Source organism: Polaribacter batillariae, assembly GCF_017498485.1.
In the GTDB taxonomy this organism is placed as follows: domain Bacteria; phylum Bacteroidota; class Bacteroidia; order Flavobacteriales; family Flavobacteriaceae; genus Polaribacter; species Polaribacter batillariae.
The window spans coordinates 1,911,189-1,936,565 of the sequence record NZ_CP071795.1 but is presented as its reverse complement, the minus strand read 5'-3'; the positions used below and the strand labels follow the sequence as shown (position 1 = coordinate 1,936,565).

18 protein-coding genes and 3 pseudogenes are annotated in these 25,377 nt (G+C 29.9%); 15 read left to right on the top strand and 6 right to left on the bottom strand.

Features of this window, described 5'->3' with window-relative positions:
- Window positions 1-4: 4 nt before the first annotated feature.
- Window positions 5-712 (top strand): YiaD family glycine zipper/OmpA-like lipoprotein, encoded by a 708-nt coding sequence (locus JL193_RS08295; RefSeq protein WP_207973329.1) that lies wholly within the window; start codon window positions 5-7, stop codon window positions 710-712.
- Window positions 713-1,165: 453 nt separating this feature from the next.
- On the opposite strand, the gene JL193_RS08290 is transcribed toward JL193_RS08295, so the two are convergent.
- A complete protein-coding gene (locus JL193_RS08290; protein WP_207973328.1) occupies window positions 1,166-1,885 on the bottom strand; it encodes a DUF6503 family protein in 720 nt (239 codons plus the stop codon).
- Window positions 1,886-2,001: 116 nt separating this feature from the next.
- Here JL193_RS08290 and JL193_RS08285 point away from each other — a divergent pair, with 116 nt between their 5' ends.
- Entirely contained in the window at window positions 2,002-3,069 is a 1,068-nt protein-coding gene (locus JL193_RS08285; protein ID WP_207973327.1) for a hypothetical protein, read from the top strand.
- Between the two features lie 204 nt (window positions 3,070-3,273).
- Here JL193_RS08285 and JL193_RS17505 read toward each other — a convergent pair whose 3' ends face one another.
- Window positions 3,274-3,414, bottom strand: a complete 141-nt coding sequence (locus tag JL193_RS17505; protein ID WP_367890043.1) for an energy transducer TonB — start codon at window positions 3,412-3,414, stop codon at window positions 3,274-3,276.
- 26 nt (window positions 3,415-3,440) lie between these two features.
- The gene (locus JL193_RS08275; RefSeq protein ID WP_207973326.1) at window positions 3,441-4,127 is read right to left on the bottom strand and encodes a hypothetical protein; all 687 of its coding nucleotides are present in this window, start codon (window positions 4,125-4,127) and stop codon (window positions 3,441-3,443) included.
- Window positions 4,128-4,357: 230 nt separating this feature from the next.
- On the opposite strand from JL193_RS08275, the gene JL193_RS08270 reads away from it, so the two are divergent.
- From JL193_RS08270 to JL193_RS08225, 10 genes and pseudogenes are all read left to right on the top strand, one after another.
- On the top strand, window positions 4,358-5,671 hold the full coding sequence (locus tag JL193_RS08270; protein ID WP_207973325.1) for a hypothetical protein: 1,314 nt from the start codon (window positions 4,358-4,360) through the stop codon (window positions 5,669-5,671).
- A gap of 522 nt (window positions 5,672-6,193) precedes the next feature.
- Window positions 6,194-6,781 (top strand): hypothetical protein, encoded by a 588-nt coding sequence (locus tag JL193_RS08265; RefSeq protein WP_207973324.1) that lies wholly within the window; start codon window positions 6,194-6,196, stop codon window positions 6,779-6,781.
- A gap of 545 nt (window positions 6,782-7,326) precedes the next feature.
- A complete protein-coding gene (locus JL193_RS08260) occupies window positions 7,327-7,950 on the top strand; it encodes an outer membrane beta-barrel protein (protein WP_207973323.1) in 624 nt (207 codons plus the stop codon).
- A 129-nt stretch (window positions 7,951-8,079) separates the two neighbouring features.
- Window positions 8,080-8,601 (top strand): hypothetical protein, encoded by a 522-nt coding sequence (locus JL193_RS08255; RefSeq protein WP_207973322.1) that lies wholly within the window; start codon window positions 8,080-8,082, stop codon window positions 8,599-8,601.
- A 149-nt stretch (window positions 8,602-8,750) separates the two neighbouring features.
- Window positions 8,751-9,584 (top strand): TlpA family protein disulfide reductase, encoded by an 834-nt coding sequence (locus JL193_RS08250; protein WP_207973321.1) that lies wholly within the window; start codon window positions 8,751-8,753, stop codon window positions 9,582-9,584.
- Window positions 9,585-9,953: 369 nt separating this feature from the next.
- A complete protein-coding gene (locus tag JL193_RS08245) occupies window positions 9,954-10,220 on the top strand; it encodes a hypothetical protein (RefSeq protein ID WP_207973320.1) in 267 nt (88 codons plus the stop codon).
- A 362-nt stretch (window positions 10,221-10,582) separates the two neighbouring features.
- Window positions 10,583-11,374 (top strand): annotated as a pseudogene (locus tag JL193_RS08240) (BF3164 family lipoprotein); the annotation flags it as partial.
- Window positions 11,375-11,469: 95 nt separating this feature from the next.
- Window positions 11,470-11,964, top strand: coding sequence for a hypothetical protein (locus JL193_RS08235; RefSeq protein WP_207973319.1), 495 nt, complete (start codon window positions 11,470-11,472; stop codon window positions 11,962-11,964).
- A 199-nt stretch (window positions 11,965-12,163) separates the two neighbouring features.
- Entirely contained in the window at window positions 12,164-12,673 is a 510-nt protein-coding gene (locus tag JL193_RS08230; protein ID WP_207973318.1) for a hypothetical protein, read from the top strand.
- 184 nt (window positions 12,674-12,857) lie between these two features.
- On the top strand, window positions 12,858-13,790 hold the full coding sequence (locus tag JL193_RS08225; protein WP_207973317.1) for a retropepsin-like aspartic protease: 933 nt from the start codon (window positions 12,858-12,860) through the stop codon (window positions 13,788-13,790).
- 212 nt (window positions 13,791-14,002) lie between these two features.
- Here JL193_RS08225 and mfd read toward each other — a convergent pair whose 3' ends face one another.
- The 3 genes and pseudogenes from mfd to JL193_RS08210 all read right to left on the bottom strand — a co-directional run bounded on the left by mfd (window position 14,003) and on the right by JL193_RS08210 (window position 20,335).
- Entirely contained in the window at window positions 14,003-17,338 is a 3,336-nt protein-coding gene (mfd, locus tag JL193_RS08220; RefSeq protein WP_207973316.1) for a transcription-repair coupling factor, read from the bottom strand.
- Window positions 17,339-17,554: 216 nt separating this feature from the next.
- Entirely contained in the window at window positions 17,555-18,040 is a 486-nt protein-coding gene (locus tag JL193_RS08215) for a thioredoxin family protein (RefSeq protein WP_207973315.1), read from the bottom strand.
- Window positions 18,041-18,062: 22 nt separating this feature from the next.
- A pseudogene (locus JL193_RS08210) lies at window positions 18,063-20,335 on the bottom strand (TonB-dependent receptor).
- 177 nt (window positions 20,336-20,512) lie between these two features.
- Here JL193_RS08210 and JL193_RS08205 point away from each other — a divergent pair.
- From JL193_RS08205 to JL193_RS08195, 3 genes and pseudogenes are all read left to right on the top strand, one after another.
- A pseudogene (locus tag JL193_RS08205) lies at window positions 20,513-21,163 on the top strand (metal-dependent transcriptional regulator); the annotation flags it as partial.
- Between the two features lies 1 nt (window position 21,164).
- A complete protein-coding gene (locus JL193_RS08200; protein ID WP_207973314.1) occupies window positions 21,165-22,001 on the top strand; it encodes a ZIP family metal transporter in 837 nt (278 codons plus the stop codon).
- 196 nt (window positions 22,002-22,197) lie between these two features.
- On the top strand, window positions 22,198-25,338 hold the full coding sequence (locus JL193_RS08195; RefSeq protein WP_207973313.1) for a UvrD-helicase domain-containing protein: 3,141 nt from the start codon (window positions 22,198-22,200) through the stop codon (window positions 25,336-25,338).
- Window positions 25,339-25,377: the final 39 nt, after the last annotated feature.

Sequence of the window (25,377 nt, the reverse complement as noted above, 5' to 3'; positions counted from 1 at the left end):
TATTATGAAAAACGTAATCAAAAAAATATCTGTTTTTACATTGGCAGTTTCACTAACACTAGGTTTTTCTAGTTGTGAAGCTACTAAAAACGCAAACAATAAACAAAAAGGTGGTGTTATAGGTGCTGGTGCTGGCGCTATTATTGGTGCTATTATTGGAAACAATGTTGGAAGTGGAAAAAACGGAAAACTTGGAGCCGTAATTGGTGGTGTAATTGGTGGTGGAGCTGGTGTTTTAATTGGTAAGAAAATGGACGACCAAGCGAAAAAAATTGAAACAGAAGTTCCTGGAGCCAAAGTAGAAAGAGTAGATAATGGTATTGTTGTTACTTTCGATGAAAATAGTGGTGTTTATTTCGATACAAACAAATCGAATATCAATGCGAAATCTCAAGAAACACTAAACAAACTTTCTAAAGTGTTTTTAGAATTTCCAGATACCAACATTTTAGTTGTTGGTCATACAGATAGCAGTGGTAAAGCCGCTTATAACATGGCTTTATCTGAAAAAAGAGCAAAATCTGTAACCAACTTTTTAGTAAATAAAGGTTTGGCTAGCAGTCGTTTTAATACACTTTGGTATGGAGAAGAAAAACCAAAATACGACAATTCAACTGCAGAAGGTAGAGCTAAAAACAGAAGAGTAAACGTAGCAATTGTTCCTAACGATAAGATGATTGAAGACGTTAAAAAACAAGCCGGAGAAAACTAGAAATAAAAAATCTCCCTTAACAAAAAAAAGCTGCTTTTAAGCAGCTTTTTTTGTTTCTTCTTTAACTGCGTTTAGTTTGGGGAATGCAAACCTATTTTATTTCCTTCTGAGTCAAGAAACAGAGCGTAATAACCACTCTCATCTGCGTGAAGTGATTTTGGAACGATTATTTCTCCACCAAATAGTTTGAAGATTATCTCCACCATTTAAATAAATGGTTACACCATTAGATGAAGGTTTATAGCCTTCTGCTTTCATAATGGAATGTCTAGTTTTGTTGGTACGAATTTATGTGATTAAAATTAGTAAATAAAAACCGAATATAAAATCTTCGTGGATTTTTAAAAGTAGGCGAGAAGAATGTAATATTCTTAGTTTTTCGACAATCATCTATTTTATTACAAAAGGAAATAAAAACTGTTTTAAAACCTTTACCAGAAAAGCTGTTCGAACTTATTTAATTTCTGTAAGAATAATATCAGAACCTGTATAAACATCTTCCATATTATACCAATGACGCATTCTTGGCACTAGAATTTCATCAATTTTAATAATTCCATCAAAAAACAATCTTTCTCCTTTTTTAGGATTATCAGGGAACATCATTTCCACGCCTAAAAGCATGTAATCTTCTTGAGAAAAATATAAATTCCAATATTTAGAGAATAATGGTTCTTTTAGTTCAATATTTATTTTATAAACCTCTTTTTTATTGTAAAGTGTAGGTTCTATCTTATCTTTTATAATAACTTTTTCACTTTGTAAAGACATTGGTAACCCTAATAAAAGTTGATAAAAACGTTTGTAGCGAACGTTTATTTTGGGGTTTAATCTATATTTTTGAATCATTAAAGTATCTACAACAATTTTATGATCTAAAAATGTTTTCGCATTGCCATTCTCGTCAATAATATGTTTAGAAATAAAGGCTTCTCTGTTTCTTTGTAGTTCGAAATGGCCAGTTTTATTGTTTAAATCTACGATTGAATATCTATGCGGATTTTTATTTCTAGGTTCCTGAATATGTACTTTAAAACTTGTAGTTTCCCATTGTTTTTTAGGGTCGTGTTTTTGAATGCTTTTGGCTATTATTTGTTTACTTTCTAAGGATTTTATTTCAGACTTAGAACAATTAATAAACATCAATACAATAAGTACATGATAATATTTCATCAAAAATAAATTTTTATAAAAATAACGAATGAGTGCAACTTCCGTTTTAAAATTATGTTAAAGATAAAATATAAGTTTTAATTCTTATTTTTGAGGAAAATCAATAGAAAAGAGAGATGGCAGTAGAAAAAAAATTGATGTCCAAGAAAAAACCTTCATTTCCTATAAACGAAATGTTGCATGCGTATTTAAAAAACTACAATAGAACCATTAAAAATTCTATTTGTTACGACGATTTATTGCGTTTTCAAGGCTCTATTACTGTTTACGATAAAAACGACGAAGACACACTTTGGATTCGCACCTATTACTCAGATTCTGATAGAAACGAGATAGACAAAAGTCTAAAAAAAGTATATACAATGTTGCATTCAGATGGAAATAGCGACGCCATTCCGTTTTTAAATGTAGATGCCATAGATTATTGTACATTCGGGAATTCGAAACCCTTTAGAATAAAAATTAGAAACATTTTAAACGATAATTTTACTTATTTTTATGTAAAAAAGGCAGATGCATCAAGAGTTTACGGTTTAGAATTAGAGCATATTTTGTCTCCACATAACATGAACTTTCTCGTTTACAAAGACACTTTAATCGAAGAACACATTGCAGGCATTCCAGGAGACGATTTTATTAGCGATTTTTTACCACACTGTACAGAACTAGAAAAAGCACAAATCGCCAAAGAATTTGTAAAATTTAAAGAACGTTGTTTGGTGCGTTTGTTAGGCGATATGCGATCTTACAACTATGTAATTACACCAACACACGATTTCGACCATATTATTTACAAGATTAGAGCCATAGATTTCGACCAACAATCTTTCGAAGGAAACCTAAAAGTTTACAACTTGCAGTTTATGAAAGAAAACTTTAAGATGATAGAAATGGTGGGTAAAAAATTAGAAAACAGTTCCATAAGACAATATAAAATAGAAGAACGTTCTTTTATGGCAAAACGTATGATTACTGCTCCAAGAAGAACTGCACGTTTAATTAAATGTATGAAAGCAGATACGATTTCTTTTCCAGAAAACGTAGCGCTTTTAAAATCGCATTTAATAAAATATGTGGGAGATGTAAAATTTAGAGATTGCCAAAATATGGGCGAAATTCTCGAAACAATTTTGGCCTTTGTAAAACGTAACTATTTAGATATTAGTAACAAAGAGTTGTTTTGACACCAAGTGTCTTTTTGTGTCTCACTCAAATTTTTAAACTTACTATGTCATTTCCGTGAAAACAGGAATCTAAACAAGCCAAATTATACAAACTGTAATTGGTTAAAAATATCATTAAAAAGTGACCGCTTTTGTAGTTACTTAATTATAGATTCCTGCCTGAGTTTATCTTGAGCGAAGTCGAAAGGCAGAAGTTACAGTTGCTTACTCCACTTCAAAAGAAATAGGTAAAGTATATCTTGTTTTTACAATTTTACCATTTTGTTTTCCTGGAATAAATTTGGGTTTTTGGATTATATTAAAGACTTCTTTCTTTAATTTAGGGTGTGGAGCCCTTACTTTAATATCTGTAATATTTCCTTTTTCGTTAATTAAAAACTGAGTATAAATTTTGTATTTATTTTTTTTAAACCTAGGTTTTTTGTAAGGTTATCATCGAAATTATTGAGAATAAAATCTTTTATTCTAACATCAAAATCTTCTTTTGCTTCTTGTTTGGAAAGATTTTTAGAATCTTGAAATCTTGGAGGTTCTTCAATAATAATAAAATCCATTACTATCTCTTCTTCAATTACTACCTCTCCAACTTCAATCCAACCATCTATTACAATTTCTTCATTTAGTTTCAAAGAATCTACTGTTTTTTCATCTGGAAAAATCAAACCAACATCTTCTTCAATAATTTTTAGAGAATCTTTAATAATAACATTTTCTATTTTTTGTTTCTTGCCATCTGCATATTGGCAACTAAACAATGTTGTACCCATCACAAAAAGTAATGCCAAGATAAATAGTTTCTTAAAAGACATTTGTTGATGGAAAGTTATCTGTGGAATTTCAATAATAATGGTGTCTAGTTGCTTTTTGTAGAAATGTCCGCAAACTTTTTGTTGGCTATTCTCAATCAAATAATCTTTAATTTCTTCAGTAGATTTTTTGGTAAAATCTACGACAGTTTTAGCGCAAGAATTGCAAAACCTTCCTTTTTCTGTCGGTGTCATTTTGTTCCAGTCTTCATGACAAGGTTTAGGGATTATAATCTTAAATTTAGAGCTCATAATCTTGGGTTTTAGAGTTTAAAACCAAAGAAGATGCCAGAGTTAAAATTTTGTTAAATAAGATAAGTTGTTACCTGTAAAGCAACTCTTTAAGAGAGTTTTTTATTGCAAATAGAATTACGTAATTTTTTTCTCTGACTGTTACAACCCCACTATTTGCACAAATTCTCTACCTTAAGTAATGCGTTTATTTAATACTTTTGAGAAAAAATCATTTCACACTAAAAAATATGACATTCAAAAAACAAATCGTTGCTGTTTTAGGAATTGTTTTATCAATTTCTACAGTAATATCTGCACAAAACCAAATTGCACCTTCGAGAACTGAAGTGATTCTACCAATTCATAAAAACGAATTTAGAAACGATAAATGTAAACAACGTGTACAAGGTGGAAACCCTAAAACCGTAAATGGTTACATGCAGTTTAATGGAAGTATGGATGGAAACAGACAAGTAGATCCGCAAATTGCCATTGGTGGAGGTTACATTTTACACGGTTCTAACTCTGGTTTGGTTATTTACGACAAAAACGGAAATTATATAGATGGCGTGTCTCAAAAATGTTTTAATAACGGAATTGACCCAAAAATGTATTACGATGCACACAACAAAATGTTTGTTTTTGATTTATGGAATCCTTGGGATAAATCGAAAAAGAAGCCTGTAAATATTGCAGTTTCAGAAACTGATAATCCAAATAAAGCATGGAATATTTATCCTGTTCCAACTCCAAAAGGTGTAGATGGTGGTGGAATTGGTTATAGCAAAAAATGGATTGCTTATTCTTTTCCTGGTGGAGACGAAAAAACATTTGTTTTAAAATCTAAAGAAGTAAAGTCTGGAAAACCAGCCACAATATATCATTTTAAAGGAAGTTTAGGACATCCTGTTTTTACTCAAGACGATACAGAAGATTTGTATTTTTTCGAAATTAAAGGAAATAGTTTTGTAATTAATAAAGTTACTTCTACAGAAGATGGTTCTCCTGTTTATGAAGAAGTTGGTAACCAACCTCATCATTTAAAATATATAAATTATCCTCCAAAATCTCCGCAAAAAGGAACCAATCAAAAAACATCTTCTGGAGATAGAAACCCCAAAAATTTGGTAATGCAAGGTGGTTATATTTGGTTTTCTCAGGCTGTAAATGTAGAAGGAAATTCTGGAGTACAGTGGCATCAAATAAAAACAGATGGTAGTATCGTTCAAACAGGTTTAATTCATAAAAAAGGAACAAATTACATACAAACAACCATTGGAGTTAATGCAAATAACGATGTTTTGGTTGGTTTTCAAGAAACAAATTCAGAGGTGTTTATAAGCCCAAGAATGGCATTTAGATATGCAAATGACCCAAAAGGAACGTTAAGAAAAATTGTAAATTTAGGTAAAGGTAGAGGAGCAACCAATGGAACTTCGTGGGGAGATTATAGTGGAACCACTGTAGATGGAGACAATTTTAAAGATTTATGGACCATACAAAGTATTGCTAACGAAAAAGGAAGAGGAGAAACTGTAATTGTAAAAGTGCCTATGAAGTAGCTTGCTTTTTATTTTGAACACTTTTAATAATAACAGTTAGCAAAAACTGCTGATTTTATCAAAAAAAGGGCATAAGTCCTTCAAGCCCGTTTTTCTATAAAAATTGTAATTTAAAACTCTAAATTTTAAAACGAAGGAAAAGGAATTTTTAAAATGTGGAACACTCTCTCGCCCGCAAAATTCAGGCGGAATTTTGCAAATAGTTGGAATTGTAAAACGTGTGAATTCACTCAAACTCTGAAAAAATTAAACGCGGAATTCTTACTCAATTTTTGAGTTTAAAACGTTTTTGGAATTAAGCAAAATTTATAATTAAAATCTTTGCGGAAAACAAAAAAACGTTGAAAAAAACATAAAAACACGCATTTGCTAACACCGCTTATAAAAAATTGCTACTTTTAGCCATATCAAAATTAGTTGCTTTTTTGCCTACTACTGAATTTCCTTCGGAAATTCCTCGCAGACAAAATCGCAACTTTCCATAAACAAAGACGTTGTAACACATTTGACCAAATCAAGAAAATGCAGGAATTCAGAAATTGGAAAGAGTTTATTAACCAAGTTTTAATTGACAGCGGACAATTTGAAAACTCAACTTCTGAATTAATAAATCAAACCGAAATCCAGACACTTAAATCAACCGACAAAAACTCTTTGACTGAAATTAGAGTTGGATATTTGGAGAAAAACTCACTAATTTATTTACAGATTTTTAATCCAACTGTTCCAGGTTATAATAAATATGTTGAGGGAGAATATTTTTACCAACACGATTTTAGCGACGACGGAAAAACTTATGGAAATCCAGCATTGGAATTTAATGAACGGAATCGAAACGGAATTCTCTCAATTCTCAAAAAAGGATTAAAAGGTAAAGAAGTTCAGTTCGTGAAAAACGACAAAATTCTGAAGTCGAAACTTTACATTGCGGAATTTGACTCGAACTTTAGTTATTCTTATGACTTTACAAAAAGAGGTTTTTGGAAAAAAATATTCGGTCAGAAAATTGACAAAATGGACGGAATTGAAAAACGAGAAATTGAATTGAATAAAATATTTAACGGAATAAAAAACGTGTTACAACAAAGTACTGTGGTAAAAAACAAGTAAAAACTCATTAATTTTTTACGAAAGTACTTTTATAATTTTCATCATATATTAATCCTGATTTTGCTATTGCAAAGACCTGTTTTAGTAGTTTTTTTACCGTTTCGAAATCTAAAAAAAAAATTGAATCCAAAAATGTGGAATACTCTCTCGCTCGCAAAATTCAGGCAGAATTTTGCAAACGGCTGAAACTATAAAACACTAAAAATCAAACATTAAAGAAATTTTACTCAAGTCCTGAAAATCATTTTGGTGGAATTCTTACACAAACGCTGAATTTAAAAACTTGCAGAATTGAGTAAAATGCAGAAAATCAGAATTGCGGAAAATCATTCTAATACTGAACCAAAAACTTGGCGGAATAATCACTAAAAAACAGAATTACAAACTAAAAAAACTACGAAATGCTAGCACTGTTTATAAAAAAATTCTATTTTTAGCCTTATAAAAATTGCCTACGTTTGAATTTTCTGCGGAAATTCCTCGCAGACAAAATCGCAACTATTCTTATACAAACCCGCTACAAACAATTAAAATAAACATTACGAATGAAAAGAACACTTTTACTTATTGGAATAACTTTATTTACTTTAGCATCTTATGGACAGAAAAAAACAGATTTTGGAATAAAAGGAGGACTGAATTACTCAAGTTTCGTTGGTAATAATGATAACGAAATTTCAACTTACTATAAAGGAAAAGTTGGATTTCATATTGGAGCTTTTTTTTCTTTTAAAGTTAACGAAAAATTATCTATAAGACCTGAGATATTATATTCAAAACAAGATAGCGACCTTATAATTAATAACCTTAGAATACTTACGTATGGCGTAGGAGGTATGTTTTATATAAATACAGTAGAAGGAAATATTAAAGAGTCAATGCTTTATATCCCAATAATATTAGAATATAAATTAAATGAAAAATTAAACTTTGGAGCTGGACCTCAGTTTGGATATTCATTAAATAGAGAGTTTAAATTTGAGAAATTATCAAAAGAGGTTTTAAGTTTAATTGATAATTCGGAAAATTTTGAAATAGGAATTGGATTAGAATTAGAATATTTACTTACAGCTAACTATGGAATTTCGTTGAGATATAATTTTGGAATTATAGAACGCCAAAATTCAAATACATCTGTCATTCAATTAGGAATGAATTATAAATTCTAAGATAAACTGTTTGTAACAGACACTTTCCCATTAATTTAAATCAATTTTTTAAAATATTTTCCTTCGGAAATTCCTCGCAGACAAAATCGCAACTTTCCATAAACAAAGACGTTAGGCAACATTAGAAAAATGAAGAGAATTATAATATTTTTAGCCTTTGTATCTGTAATTGGATGCAGTGAGAAAGAAGACATAGATAACGCTGAAAATAACATAGACATTAATTTGGTTACAGGAATTAATTTAATAGATTTCACAGGCGGAAAAATAGGTCAATTAGGAAATCCGAATGAATTAAATATTATTAATTTTGGTTTATACCCAAACCCAACAGTTGATATTTTGAATGTGTATTCAATGGGAATTATGTCTGAAATTTGGATTAGACCTGCAAATTCAAGTAAAAATTACTTACAAACTGATTTTGGAACAATATTAAATTCTGAATTGTACTCTGAAAATGAAATTGAAAAAAATTCAAAAATAAAACTAACAAATTCAGGTCTATCGAAAATTAAAATAGATTTAAGAAGCTTAGAAATTGGTTATTATAGGGTTTTTGTGAAAGTAGATGGAAGTATATTTTGGAGAAATATTTATGTAGGAACTAATACTTCTGAATTAGATAATTTAAAAAATGATTGGAATTAAAACGTTGGTTAACCGGTGTATAATTAATGGCTAGTCCGAGCCTGCTTACGAATATTCCGCAGAAATATTCTATTCGGTTTTTATTTGTTAACTTTCATGCTAAATCACGCCACTAATTTTATATCCGCCGTTAGTCATATTTAAAAAAAATGAAAAAACATCAAATAATTACGATTTTACTACTATTCATTTTTGTATTTTCCTGTAAAGAAAAATCTGAAAAAACTAAATTATCAGAACAAGTTGAAAACCTTGACCCAAAAGTTAATCTGACTGAATTAGAAACTGATTTTATGAAATGGTGGACTTACCACTCAAAGAACATTACTTTATCTTCAAATTTTACAGGTTTAAACGAAAAGTCAGATACCATTGAGAAAAAACAGTTTTTGGAGAAATTAATTACTTCCAATTATATTCCTATAAAGTTAAAATCAAATGAAAGACTTGAAACTTATAAACTTTTTGAGCTTGATTCTTTTGCTAACAAAAGTATTGGAAGTACAATAAAAAATAAATCGTTGTTGGCCCTTAAACACTTTAAAATGGAAAGCACGGAATTTCCTAAGTTTAATTTTACCGACCTTAATGATAATGATTACAATAATAAAAACACAAAAGGAAAAATAATTGTCTTAAAGACTTGGTTCATTAACTGTGTGGCTTGTGTTAAGGAATTTCCTGAATTAAATGAATTAGTTGAAAAATACAAAAACCGTAATGACATAATCTTTTTGAGTTTGGCATTGGACTCAAAACTTGAATTAGATGAATTTTTGCAAAAGAAGTTTTTTGAATATAAAGTAGTATCTAATCAAAGAGAATTTATTGTCAAAACACTAAACTTACAAATCTATCCAACACACATTATTATAGACAAAAATGGAATAATACAAAAAGTGGTAAATAAAGCATCGGAAATGATTCCCTTTTTTGAGAGCAAAATGAAATTAACTGAAAATGTTCCACCTCCACCAATGTAAAAAACTATACACAACAAGCGGTGTATAATTAATGGCTAGTCTGCCAATTTCATAAAATTCAACCTTTAAAAGTTGCTTAAACTGCTCTGAAATAATTTAAATTTCTTATATTCAACAACAAATGGTGGTTTTGGGACAGACTGACGTTGGGCAAAAGCTAGAAACTGACATTAATCATAAAAAATCAATGCCTATGACAAATTGACAAGTAGAAACTTTGAGGAAATCTTTGCTATTGAAGATTATTACTATTTAATTATGGTAATTTGTTTTAGTTAAAATGCTGAATGCCTTGCAGAACCTGAGTAAATAGTAAAAAATCATTCTAGAGAAAGTAATTTTTCCCATTAATATTAAAACTTCATAATAATGAAACTAAAGTTTATAACAGGATTAGGAGTTGTAGCAATTGCTATAACCTTATTTTTAAATACAAATATCCAAAACAGGAATAATGCAGACTTAGCAAGCTTGATTGCTATGAATGTTGCGAGCGCAGAAGGAGACGAAGCTATAGATGGAGATTTGTGTAGTCTTGAACAAGATAAATGGTGTCATGTTGAAAATAATGGATGGATGCATCACATTTATAATTGTGAACCTGACAAATGGTATACATTAGCTGACTGCTATTAATGAAAATATGCAGGCTTTATAAACAAGTCTGCATATTTATATACACATGAATCAAATCTCAAAACCAATATGAAAAAAAACAAAATCTATCTCATCTCAATTACTATTTTATCTTTACTATCCTGTAAAAATGAAAATAGTGTTTATTTTATAAATAATAAAGCTAAAACATTTAATAAATTTCCTAGTGTAGATAAAGTCACATTTAACAACTTAATTGAATATAAAGTTGGAGAACCTTTTCAAATTTATCCAATAGATACAACTCTCATAATCTTTAACAACAATAAAAGAAGTAGATTTTTCTTAAATAATTATTCTCTAAATAAAATAAGCTTTCAAAGGGATATGTCAGTAAAGGAAAGGGACCAAATGAGTCAATAGGTGGATGTAAAATAGGAATAACAGGTAGTCAAATATGGCTGTATGACGGCACTTTAAATAAGATAATTAAGTCAAATGTAAAAAACATTATAAAGAACAACACCTTTTACCCTTCAAAAGAATATAAACTAAAAAATTTTTATTCTAGTATTGCCTTTATAGATAGTTTAAACTTTTGTGGAATTGGGGCTTTTGGGTCTTCATCTAAATCAAAAATAGACATTGTAAATCTAATTTCCAATGATGTGTTAAATAAATATGGAGAATATCAAATTCCAACTGACAAGCTAAAACTTGAAACAATAAGAGATATACATACTTCCGTTATATACTCTCATCCTACTCAAAAAAAAATAGTTCTAGGTTACAGATATAGTGATATAATTGAAATTTATAATTTAGAAACAGAAGAATGTATTACTATACATGGTCCTGAAAAATATGATGTAAACTTCAAACAAGAAAAAACTTCAGGATATTTTTATATGGGTAAAAATAAGGAAACTAAAAAAGCATTTATTAATGGCACTGTCACAAATCAATATATTTACTTAGTCTATTCTGGACATCAAAGAGAAAACAGGTCAGAAGAAGATAGGTATAAGTGGTCTTATGGTAAATATGTTTATATATATGACTGGAATGGAAACCCCATTAAGAGACTAGACTTAGATAGACACATATATACACTTGGTGTATCTAAAAATGACAAAAATTTATATTCTTTTGATATAAATACAGGATATCTGATAGAAGCCAAAATTAATTAGAAAACATGATGACTAAATTTTTAAAATTTTCAATAATAATTGGAATTATTAGCATTTCTATTTTGTCTTGTAAGGGCAAGGGTTTTCATAAAAAAGTGAAGTCTCTAGAATTTATTGTAAATAACACCTTAAATAAAGAATTAATAATTCCTGACAGCTTATTTGAATACAATCCATTCCCCAAACAGATAATCGATAGCAACAGAGTAAATAATTCACAATACAAAATTTACACCCACATTAATGCTTCTTGTGGTGCTTGTATCAATAAAATTAACATATGGAATAAATTATCCAGAGAATTTAAACGTTATAATACTCAGTTTTTTTTGGTTCTAGAATCTGATGATGATTTTGAACTCTTCAAGTATTACTGTCAAACTAATGAGATAGAAAAATATATTTATCCTTTCTTTCTTGATAAAAAGAAGGATTTTATAAGGCTTAACCCGTTTATGGTAAAATCAGATGATTTCAAAACAGTATTGACTGATAAAAATAACAAAATTTTAGTAATGGGCGACCCTACTCGTTCAAATGAGATGAAAGATATATATATAAAAGAAATAGTAAAAAAAAGGGATAATTAAAAAGCCATTGCCCAACAAAGTACTGTGGTAAAAAACAAGTAAAAACTCATTAGTTTTTTACAGAAAGTCCTCGCAGATTTTCTATCTGTGATTTACTTGCTAACTTTAGTGTTTAAAACACGTAACTTTCCATAAACAAAAACGTTAGCAAATATTGCGGGAATCACTCAAACTGGTTAAATGAATAAAAAATTGAAAAATGAGAAAGAGTATTTTAATTTTTATTGCTCTGAATAGTTGCAAGCCCTTACCTACTTATAATGCTTTTGACAATAAGTTTAATATTTCAATGAGAGAAGTCGTGAAAGATGGTTGCGATACAATATCAGCTGGTTGTGGATGGTTTAATTTACGGCAAAAAGAAGGAAGATTGAGAAACTATTATCAAATCTATGTAGATGATTGGAATAATGTTGTTGCAAAAGGATTTGATTACTTTTTAGACACATTAAATATTAAGGGAGAGAAAGATTATGACAAAATCCGTTCATTGAAAATCTCGAATAAACAAATTACTGAATTAAATTCTGAATTAAAAAGGTATGGTTACAAATTTCTCGACCAAAAATTGGGGGAATATGGCAGTAATTATGTTCAAATCATAAACGAAATTTCTAAAGAAAAAAGTAAATTAGAAATTCAACTAAATTGGAAAAACGATAAAGATTCAATAATTTATAGGGAATTGAATTATTGGAAAGAAAAATAACATTTACTAACACTGTTTATAAAAAATTGCTACTTTTAGCCTTATAAAAATTAGTTGCTTTTTTGCCTACTGCTGAATTTCCTTCGGAAATTCAGCAGTAGGCAAAATCGCAACTTTCTATAAATAAAACCGTTAGTCAGAATTAAAAAAAATCACCCAACCAATAATACGAAAGTTAAACCTTATGAAGACTAAAACATTTACTATCTTTTTTTTTCTATTATTTTTTCAAAATTTATTTGCACAAAAAAATGAATTGATTACTTCAATTCCATTTGAATTAAAAGAAGATGGAAGAATTTACATTAAAGCTAAGATTAATAAAAGTGATACTTTGACCTTTCTTTTTGACTCTGGAGCAAAATCAGTAGTTATAGTTGACAGCATTGCTCGAAATAGTCTCAAGTTGAAATTTGATGGAAAAGATATTAATATTGGCTCTTATGGAGAGAGTACCGTAGAATCAAGCTCAAAAAACACTTTAATTTTTGGAAATCAAAAAATTGACAACTTAACTCTATATTCTATTCCGTATTCAACAAAAAAGAAATTTGACGGGATTATTGGCTGTGAAATAATTAAAAAGTATGTAGTCGAAGTTAATTATGACTCAAAAATGATACTATTTTATAATAAAGAAAATTATAACTACAATGGAAATGGAGAGAAACTAAATGTCAAATTCATAGATGATATACCGACAGTAGGCTTTACTTTTAAATTAAGAAAATACTATCACAAAGGACAAATGAGTTGGGATACAGGAAGTAATGGAGATATCAATTTTACAACACAATTCACGGAAAACAACAAACTATATTATGATATGCCAATTTTAGGAGAGAGTGAGTCTATAAGTTCAGATGGTAATATGTCGAAAGAACTAATAGGGTTAATTAATCAAGTAAATCTTGGAGATTATGAGTTTTACAAAATTCCTTGTACGCTTACGACAAATGAATCAAATGTTAACGACTCCAAAAAAGTAGATGGAGCATTTGGAAACAGGTTTTTGAAACGCTTTAATGCCGTTTATGTTTTAGGAAATAATATTATTTATATTACTCCTAATCATTATCTACACTCGCCCTACTATGATTTTCTTATGGGAAAATAACTGTGCCTAGCAAAGTACTGTGGTAAAAAACAAGTAAAAACTCATTAATTTTTTACGAAAATCCTCGCGGATTTTCTATCTGTGATTTACTTGCTAACTTTAGTGTTTAAAACACGTAACTTTCCATAAACAAAGACGTCGAAAAACTCTATAAAATTAATTAAAAAAATGTGCATTAAGAACTAATAAATAGAGCCATTTACATCACAAACTTATATTTTCTGTAAAATATTCAGTCCCGTTTTTACAGAATCAATTTTTATAAAAGTAATAAGCAATCGCAAACCGTTTTTGGTTTGTTTTTCTTTCATCACACAACTTTTTGGGTTTTGTTGCACGTATTTTAACACACGAGAAAATGCTTCAGTTTGGTAAAAATCACTTTGTTGATTTGCAACAAAATAACCAAGCATTCTTTTTTGTTTTAGAATCATTTTTTCGATCCCCAATTCTTTTGCCAACCATTTTATTCTTACAGAATCTAAGAGGTCGCAGACTTGCTTAGGTATTTCTCCAAATCTGTCTGTAATTTCTTTTTCAAAAGTTTGTAATTCTTCTTCTTTTTTTAGCGTTGCTAATTTGTTGTATAAAGCCAATCTTTCAGTAACTGAATTTACATAATCATCAGGAAACAAAATTTCGAAATCGGTATCTATTTGTACCTCTTTTACATATTCTTTAGGTTTGGAGCTGTCTGTTGGATACAAATCTGCAAACTCATTTTCTTTCAGTTCTTCAATGGCTTCTTGCAATATTTTTTGATAGGTATCAAAACCAATATCATTAATAAAACCACTTTGTTCGCCACCCAATAAATCTCCAGCACCACGAATTTCTAAATCTTTCATGGCAATGTTAATTCCACTTCCTAAATCCGAAAATAAAACCAAGGCTTCTATTCGTTTTCTAGCATCGTCTGTCATCATATGATAAGGAGGTGTTATAAAATAACAAAATGCTTTTTTGTTCGAACGCCCAACTCTACCACGCATTTGATGTAAATCCGACAGGCCAAAATTATTGGCATTGTTAATAAAAATGGTGTTTGCATTTGGTACATCTAAACCACTTTCTACAATGGTTGTCGAGACTAAAACATCGAACTCATTATCCATAAAACCGAGCATTAATTGCTCTAGTTTTTTGCCTTCCATTTGTCCATGACCAATGCCTATTTTTGCTGAAGGAACCAGTCTTTGTAACAAACCAGCGACTTCTTTTATATTTTCAATTCTATTATGAATAAAAAAAACTTGCCCTCCTCTTGAGATTTCGTACGAAATAGCATCGCGAATTGCTTCTTCCGAAAAACGAATTACGTGGCTTTCTATAGGATGCCTGTTTGGTGGTGGTGTTTTTATGACAGATAAATCTCTTGCTGCCATTAAACTAAACTGCAACGTTCTAGGAATTGGAGTAGCAGTTAAGGTTAACGTATCTACATTTTCTTTTAAAGTTTTGAGTTTATCTTTTACAGCAACACCAAATTTTTGTTCTTCATCGATAATTAAAAGACCTAAATCTTTAAACTTTATTTTTTGATTTGTTAATTGATGTGTGCCAATAATAATATCTACAGAACCATCATTTACACCACTAATGGTTTCTGTTTTTTGTTTTGCGGTTCTAAAACGATTTAAATAATCTATTTTAATAGGAAAATCTTTTAATCTTTCAGAAAAAGTCTTGTAATGTTGAAATGCCAAAATTGTAGTAGGAACCAAAATCGCAACTTGTTTGCTATTATCAACTGCTTTAAAAGCAGCTCTTACAGCCACTTCTGTTTTTCCAAAGCCAACATCACCACAAACCAACCTATCCATAGGTTGCTCTTTTTCCATGTCGTTTTTTACTGCTTGTGTAGCTGTGTATTGGTCAGGCGTATCTTCGTAGATAAAACTACTTTCTAACTCGTGCTGTATGTGGGTATCTGGGCCATAAGCAAAACCTTTTTGGAGTTTTCTTTTTGCGTATAATTGAATTAAATTAAAAGCAATGTGTTTTACTCTGGCTTTGGTTTTTTGTTTAATTTTTTTCCAAGCTCCTGAACCTAATTTGTATATTTTTGGTGCTTTACCATCTTTACCATTGAATTTAGAAATTTTATGAAGCGAATGAATGCTTACATATAAAATATCTCGTTCGCCATAAACCAATTTAATAGCTTCTTGCTTTTTGCCCTGAACATCAATTTTTTGTAAACCACCAAATTTTCCAATTCCATGATCCATGTGTGTTACATAATCGCCAATTTCCAGTTTATTTAGTTCTTGAAGTGTAATGGCTTGTTTTTTGGCGTAACCATTTTTTAATCGGAATTTATGATATCGTTCAAAAATTTGATGATCTGTATAACAAACCAACTTGTTATCAACATCTACAAAACCTTGGTATAATGGAAAAACAACAGTTTCGTAATGTACTTCTTGCTCTGCATCATCAAAAATATCATGAAAACGTTTGGCTTGTTGTTCGTTTGCACAGAAAATATAGTTGGTAAAACCAGCTTTATGATGTTCGTTTAAATCAGCAATTAATAAATTAAATTTTTTATTAAATGAAGGTTGTGGAATTGTATTGAAATTGATTTCAGAAAGACCTCTCGACTGCGCTCGAGGAGACATTTCAACTAATAAAAAATCGTGTAACTGATTTTTTATAAAAGTTCCATCGCAAAATAATTCAGCTGGTTTTGCGTGCTTTATTTCTTTAGATAAATCGTTAAAAGCCTCTTCTGCTTTTTGATAGAACTTGTCTAAATTTCCAACCAATAAATCGATATTTTTGGTAAAAATGATGGTTTTTGATGAGATGTATTTCAGAAAACTCTCTCTGCTTTCTTGTAGGGTTTTATTCTCTACATTTGGCATGATGGAAACTTTTTTCAATTTCTCTTTAGAAAGTTGTGTTTCTACATCAAAAGAACGAATGCTATCTATTTCATCCCCAAAAAATTCGATTCTATAAGGTTCGTCATTCGAAAAAGAAAAAACGTCTATAATTCCTCCACGTACCGAAAAATCTCCTGGTTCTGTAACAAAATCTACACGTTTAAATTTGTATTCGAATAACACTTCGTTTACAAAATCTAATGATAAATTTTCGCCAACCGTAACTTTTAGCGTATTTTTTTCTAACTCTTTTTTAGTAACTACTTTTTCGAAAAGAGCAGTTGGGTAGGTTACAATTACAGCGGGTTTTTTACGAGAATTTATCCTGTTTAAAACTTCGGAACGTAATAAAACATTGGCATTATCTGTTTCTTCGATTTGATAAGGCCTTCTGTAAGATCCTGGATAAAAAAGCACATTTTTATCTCCTAAAAGTTGTTCTAAATCATTTAAATAATAGGCGGCTTCTTCTTTATCATTAAAAATTAAAAGGTAAGGTTTGTTTGCTTTTTTAAAAGTTTCGGAAATTACAAAAGACAACGAAGAACCTACCAAATTCGAAATTTGAAAATGGTTTTTTTCTTGTTGAAGGGCTGTAACAATCTGCGAAACATTTGCAGATTTTTGGTATTGATTTACAATATGTTGTTTGCTCAACGTACTAAATTTTATGCAAATGTAAGGCGTTCGTTAATAAAAAACCATTTCCTATTTTAATTTCTTAAAGATTATAATATATTTATGTGCAATCTTTTTATAAAAAACAAATAATTCGCCAAATTATGATAATAAATTTGAAGACTGTAATTGTTTATAGTTTTGGAATTAGGTTTTAAACCCTAGACTTTGGGGACTGTAGTTTATACCATATTATTAGGTTTTTTCTACTGAGTATTTTTTGAGAACTTTTAAAAAAGTAGCACTATTTATATAATTTGGTATTTGCAAATCGATTGTAAATGCCGAGCTTAAAATAACGGTTGTTGGGTAACTTATTTTAGAATTTACAGAGGCCAATTCTTCTACCAATTCATGCGTGCCAGTGTTGTTTCCAGAGGGTTTGTGAACAAATGTTTTTCCTAAAAAAGTAATGTCTTTTTTTTCTTCTGCATTTAATCTTACGAAATAAAATTTTTCGTTTAACAATTGTATAATTTCGCTGTTTTTAAACGTTGTACGCTTCATTCCGAAACAAATTTTACACCAATCTGTAGAAATAAAAACAACAATAGGTTTTGGTTTTTGTTGATGAATTTTCTCTACTTCTGCAAATGTATAAACACTTAATTTTGCTTGTTTTTTTTGAGAAAATGTTGCTAAGCTTCCGAATAAAATTAAAAAGAGCCCTATTTTTTTCATAAAATATAAAATTTTTAAAGCATTAAAACAAAGTATATCTTAGCCCTAAAAACGCTCTAATTCCTTGGTTAGAGGCATATACATAACTTGGGTCGAATGTTAAAGCGTTTGGGTTGTTTGGCGTTGCAATTGCTTGTCCGCTTGCATCAAAAACAACTTCTTTATCGAAAGGATCAAAAGAACGTGCAATGCTATTTGCGGCTGGTGTAAAATTTAAAAGGTTTTTTACACCTCCATACAATTCCCAACGATTGGTAAATTTTTTGGTTAACTGAATATTTTGAATGCTAAACCATGGCGAATTAGGGGCTCTTGGATCTGTATCGCTAATTAATGGAAGTCTCATTGGGCCATAAACATTTCCTGTATAATCTATAGAAAAACTGCTATTAAATTTATAGGAAATAGACCAAACTCCACTAAAACTTTCTGTTAGTAATTGTCTTGTTTTTATACCATTTTCTGTGATAGAAACATCCATTAAAGTGGCACCTGCATTTATAGATAAACCATTTGTAAACATAATGTCTGTATTTAAAGAAATTCCTTTAGAAACAGAGAAACCATCTAAATTTGCGTAAATAATTTTGTTTGGGTCTGTTTCGTAATCAGGCAAAATACGATTGTTAAAATAGGTATAAAAAGCACTTCCATCTAAAGTAATAAAAGCATTATCTGTATTTATTTTTTTTACATAATTTACATTTGCATTCCAAGAAGTTTCTGGTTCTAACTCGCCATCAAATTCTACTTCTCTTGCACCAGTTAAAGCAGCATGATCTTCGGTAAAAACATTAGCAACTCTAAAACCATTACCAATGCTAGCTCTAAAAATATCGGATTTATCTTTAGAATTCCATTTATAGTTTATTCTTGGCGAAAAAATATTGCCATGCAAACTATTATAATCCCATCTTGCTCCTAATAATAGTTTATTTTGATTGTTTAAAGCAATTTCATCTTGTACAAAAACGCCAGGCAAATGCGTTATAGAAGGTTTGTTTGTAACACCATCTTCTTCGAAAGTGGCAAAAGTACTATCATCATAAAAAGTATATCTGTAAGCCAAACCTACCAATAAATTGTGTTTTTTGGCAATTTGTTTGTTGTACACAAATTGTCCGAAACCAATAATTTGTTTAGCATCATACTTGTCTGTTCCATAAAAAGAATCTTGATAATGCCCATTTGCACTAAACTGAAAATTAATATTTTCTGATGTTGGCAATTGATAGGTTCCAAAGGTTTCCCAACGATTAGTATAAATACTTTCTCCGTATTTTATATCAGTTCCTCTAAATTTGCGCTCCCAATCTAATTCTCCTCCCCATCGATCTTCGTAAACATAACGTCCTGCAATGGTAAAAACTTTGTTACTTTTTCTTTTAATATTTACTTTGTTAAAAACTGAAATTCTATTTTGAAGTGTTAAATCTGTAAATCCGTCATTGTTATTGTCGATTTTATTTTGATAATTAAAGTAATTCACGCCTAAAAGACCTTGTGTTTTTTTAGACAATTTATAGCGCAAACCAATATCTGTATTTACTTCTCCCCAAGAACTAGACAAAACGTCTGTAGTTAATTGTGGCGCATTCGAAGGCTTTTTTGTAATTATATTTATAATACCCCAACAGCTTCAGAGCCATACAAAGTAGATGCGGGTCCTTTTACAACTTCTACTCTTTCGATTAAGGCTTGCGGAATTCCTGTTAAACCATAAACTGTAGAAAGACCGCTTACAATTGGCATTCCGTCAATTAAAACAAACGTATAAGGCCCTTCTAAGCCGTTAATATGAATATCGCCAGTGTTACAAACATTGCAGTTTAATTGTGGTCGAACTCCATTTATATTTTGCATCGATTCAAAAACAGATGGAGTAGGGTTTTTCTTAAAAAACGTTTTACTATATACTTCTACAGGAACAGGACTATTGGATTTTGTTACAGGTCTTAACGTACCAGAAATAACAATTTCGTTTAAAGATACATGTTCTTCTAAATTAAAATTGCGTGTAATATTTTGGTTATCTTTTAAAGTAATTTTTATTTTTTTCGTTTGATAACCAACACTACTAGCAACTAAAAAATAAGTGCCTTTTGGGATGTTTTTAAGTTGAAAATATCCGTTTTCGTCTGTTGAAGTTCCAATTTTTGTACCCTTTAAATACACATTAACGTAAGGCAAAGCATTAGCGTTGCTAAAAACTTTACCTGAGATAGTATTCGATTGCGATAAAATGGTATTTGCACTTAAAAGAGTAAGTAGTAAAATTAGTGGTTTAAGATTCATAATTGATATTTTTGATGCAAATCTAATCGTTATTTATAATTAATCTAAATAAAAATAACAATTTTAATATCGTGTTTTCGTTTTGTTTTTGGCAAATATAAATATATTTTTAGACAAGACTAAAAATATATTTAATTAAATTTAAAATTATATATTTGTATGTCTAAATAAGTAAAAATGTTTACACTTTCAGAAGAAAACTATTTAAAAGCGATTTATAAATTAGAAATTATTTCTAACAAAGGAATTAGTACCAATGCAATTGCAAAAAAAATTGATGCAAAAGCATCTTCTGTTACAGATATGATTAAAAAACTTTCCGAAAAAGAAGTTGTGGTTTATAAAAAATATAAAGGTGTAAAATTAACAGATTATGGAAAAAAAATAGCCGCAAATGTTGTTAGGAAGCACAGGCTTTGGGAGGTTTTTTTGGTTGATAAACTTAATTTTTCTTGGGATGAAGTACACGAAGTTGCAGAACAATTAGAACATATAAAATCGCCAAAACTCATCAATCAATTAGATGCTTTTTTAGCTTTTCCAACACACGATCCTCATGGAGATCCCATTCCAGATGAAGAAGGAAATTTAAAAACCATCGAAAAAAGCTTATTATCTACTTTATCTAAAAACGAAAGCGGAATTTGTGTTGGGGTAAATGATTCTTCTTCAGAATTTTTGCAATATTTAGATAAAAAAGGCATTACTTTAGGAAAAAAAATAACCATTTTAGAAAAAGAAGATTTCGACGATTCTCTATCGATCTTAATTGAGGGTAAAAAACTATCCATTTCTAATAAAATAGCAAATAATTTATACATACAAAAAAATGAATACATTCGATCAATTAGTAGAATTTGGAAAAGAGCATCCTATACAAGCAGCATTTTTTGCCTCTCTTTTTACTTGGGGTTTAACAGCTGCAGGAGCTGCATTGGTATTTTTCTTTAAAAATGCGAACAGAGCTGTTTTAGACGGAATGCTAGGTTTTACAGGAGGTGTAATGGTCGCTGCAAGTTTTTGGAGTTTGTTGGCACCAGCCATAGAAAATAGCCATGGAGACGGTTTTGTAAAAGTTTTACCTGCAGCAATTGGCTTTGCTTTTGGAGCCTTATCTTTATTTGGAATGGACAAAATTTTACCGCATTTACACATAAATTTTAAAGAAAACGAAGCAGAAGGGGTAAAGACTGAATGGCATAAAACAACCTTGCTAGTTTTAGCAATTACTTTACACAATATTCCTGAAGGTTTGGCTGTTGGGGTTTTATTCGGTGCAGCATCTACCTTGGTAGGTGTAGAACAAACAGAAATGATTATCGCCGCAATTTCGCTGGCAATTGGTATTGGAATTCAAAATTTTCCAGAAGGTTTTGCAGTAGCAATGCCTTTAAGAAGGCAAGGCGTAAGTAGATTAAAAAGTTTTTGGTACGGACAATTATCTGCAGTTGTAGAGCCAATTGCTGCAGTTTTAGGAGCCTTAGCAGTGTCGTTTTTTACACCGATTTTACCTTATGCCTTAGCATTTGCAGCTGGAGCCATGATTTTTGTGGTGGTAGAAGAAGTAATACCAGAAACACAAAGAGACAAATATACAGATATTGCCACACTTGGCTTTATTGGCGGTTTTATAGTAATGATGTCTTTAGATGTGGGTTTAGGGTAGAAAACCCTTTTCCCAAAGGAAAAAAAATACCTTTGAGTTTGCCTTTATAGTTTTCTTAACAGCTTTTATGAAACCATTTTCTGTACAATGTTCCGTGCAAATCTGCGAAATCCTATGTCTTTTTTATTTCCGTAATTTCTTTGCGAATCTCTGTGTAAAAACCTAAATTCGTAGAATTCATTTTTAGAAATAAATTGTGCATCAACCATCTACTTTTCAAGTTTACAATGCCTCTGCAGGAAGTGGAAAAACCTTTACACTTGTAAAAGAATACTTAAAAATTGTACTAAATTCCGACGATATTTTTCGTTTTCAGAAAATATTAGCCATCACTTTTACCAACAAAGCCGCTGGCGAAATGAAAGTGCGCGTTTTAGAAAATTTAGAAGATTTTTCTAAAGGAAAAGAAAACGATTTATTTAAAATTATTATTGAAGAAATTTCTGTCGATAAACCAACAATTCGAGAACGAAGCAAGAAAATTTTAGAGGCAATTCTGCAAAATTATGCTGCATTTTCAATAACTACGATTGATAGTTTTACCCATAAAATCATCAAAAATTTTGCATACGATTTGGGTTTGCCACTTAATTTTGAAGTAGAAATGGATGCAGTTTCTCTATTGAATGAAGCTGTAGATTTACTAATATCTAAAATAGGCACAGACGAAAAACTCACAAAATTACTCATAGATTATTCGCTCGATAAAACCGATGACGATAAATCTTGGGACATTTCTAAAGATTTAAATGATTTTGCAAAAATTCTTTTAAATGAAGACGATCACAAACATTTTAGAGCATTGGCAGATAAAAATTTAGATGATTTTACGAATTTAAAATCGAAGCTTTTCGCACATCAAAAAGAATTAAAAAAATCGCTAAAAGAAGTTGGGCAAAATTGTTTAAATTTAATAAATTCTGCAGGGTTAGCACCCAAAGATTTTATACGAGGAACCGTACCTAAATTTTTTGCAGATTTAAGTGAAAAATCAGCAAATATCGATTTTATAAAAAGAAGCGAAACCATTGAAAAAGCGATTGCAAATAATCAATATTACACAAAAACAGCCAAGCCAGAAATTTGTGAATCTATAGATGCAATTGTACCACAAATTATCGATTTTTTTCGAGAATCTCAAGTAATTTATCAGCAATTTTTAATGAACAAATTGGCTTTAAAAAGCATCATACCTTTAGCCGTTTTAAACAATATAAATGCAGAATTAGATAGCCTAAAAGAAGAAAATAACATTCGTTTAAATGCAGAGTTTAATCAGTTAATTTCCGACAATATAAAAGACCAACCAGCACCTTTTATTTACGAACGAATTGGGCAACGTTTTATGCATTATTTTATTGATGAAATGCAAGATACTTCTGTGTTGCAATGGCAAAATTTAATTCCGTTAATAGACAATGCTTTGGCGCAAGAAAACAGCAATTTAATGTTGGTGGGCGATGGAAAACAAGCCATTTATAGGTGGCGTGGAGGAAAAGCGGAGCAGTTTATCAATTTAGGTTCAGAGACAAAAGATGGTAAAAATCTGTTTCAAGTTTCCAAAGACATTAAAGAATTGGAAACCAATTTTAGAAGCTATTCAGAAATTATCGATTTTAATAATTCGTTTTTTCAACATTCGTCGAGATTTCTTCAAAATGAAGCTTATAAAAAGTTATTTTTCGAAGGAAACCAGCAAAAAGAAAACCCTAAAAAAGGCGGATTTGTATCACTTTCTTTTTTAGAAAAAGAGGATGATAAAGAAGCCGATAAATTAAAATACCCAAAGAAAGTTTTCGATAAAATAAAAGAGCTCGAAAATGATTTTTCTTTAGATGAAATTTGCATTTTAACACGAACTAAAAAAGACGGAGTTGCAATTGCAAATTACTTGTCAGAAAACGGCATCAATATTATTTCGTCGGAAACATTATTGCTTCAAAATAATGCAAAAGTTAATTTTATAATAAATGTTTTGCAGGTTTTACAACACCCAAATGATCAGGAATCTCGTTTCGAAATGTTGTATTTTTTACACGAACATTTAAAAATGGAAACACCCAAGCATCAATTCTTAAAAACGTTTGCAAAATCTACCAATGCAATTATTTTTCAAATCTTAAAAAAATATGGTGTAACTTTTAAGACTGCTATCTTTCATCAGCTTCCTTTTTACGAAAAAATGGAAGCAATTATAAGAGGTTTTCGTTTGGTAAATTCATCAGATGCATACGTGCAGTTTTTCTTAGATGTTGTTTTAGAACAACAAAGAAAAGGAACCAATGTGCAAGATTTCTTAGATTTTTGGGAACTTAAAAAAGACAAATTAAGCATTGTTGCGCCAGAAAGTGCAAATGCGGTTCAGGTAATGACGATTCACAAATCGAAAGGTTTAGAATTTCCAGTAGTTCTTTTTCCATGCAATGTAGATATTTACCGACAAATAAACCCAAAAGTTTGGTTAGATGAATTGCCAGAAAGTTATACAAATTTTCAAGAATTATTGGTGCCTTATAATCGAGATTTAAGTTATGTAAATGCAAAAGGTTTAGAGATTTTTAATTCGCAAAGAGAGGCCTTAGAGTTAGATAATTTTAATTTGCTATATGTTGCATTAACGAGAGCTGTAGAACAATTACATATCATTACAGATAAAAAATTGGTGGGTAAAAATAAAGAAGAAGATTTAAAATTTTATTCAGGATTTTTTATCAATTATTTAAAAGAAAAATCGCTTTGGAATAACGATTTGTTAGAATATTCATTTGGCAATAAAAAGAGAGTTAGTAATAAGAAAGAAGATAATTCTATAGCAGAAATTCACAAAAAATTTATGGCAACACCATGGAAAGAACACAATATTGTTTTATTGGCTGGTGCATCTAAATTGTGGGATACTGTTCAAGGAGAAGCCATCGATTATGGAAATTTATTACACGAAATATTCTCGAAAATAAAAACAAATTGTCAAATTGAAGAAGTCGTAAATTTATATGAACAACAAGGTATTTTAGATGAAAATCAAACAAAACTCATCAAAGAAAAAGTTGTAAAAGTTGTAAATCATCCAAAATTAGGGTTTTATTATTCCGATGAAGTAACTGTTTTTAATGAAAGAGAGATTGTAACTGCGAATCATCAAATTATAATTCCAGATAGGTTGGTTTTCACTACAAATAACGAAGTAACTATTATCGATTATAAAACAGGTATTTTGTTAGAAAAACATCATCAGCAATTAAAAAACTACGAAGATGTTTTAAAATCGATGCATTTTAAAGTTAATAAAAAACTGCTTATATATATAAATGAAGAAATTGATGTTGTTGAAGTATAAGCAAAGAAAATAAACTTTGTAACTTTGTAACTTCTAAAT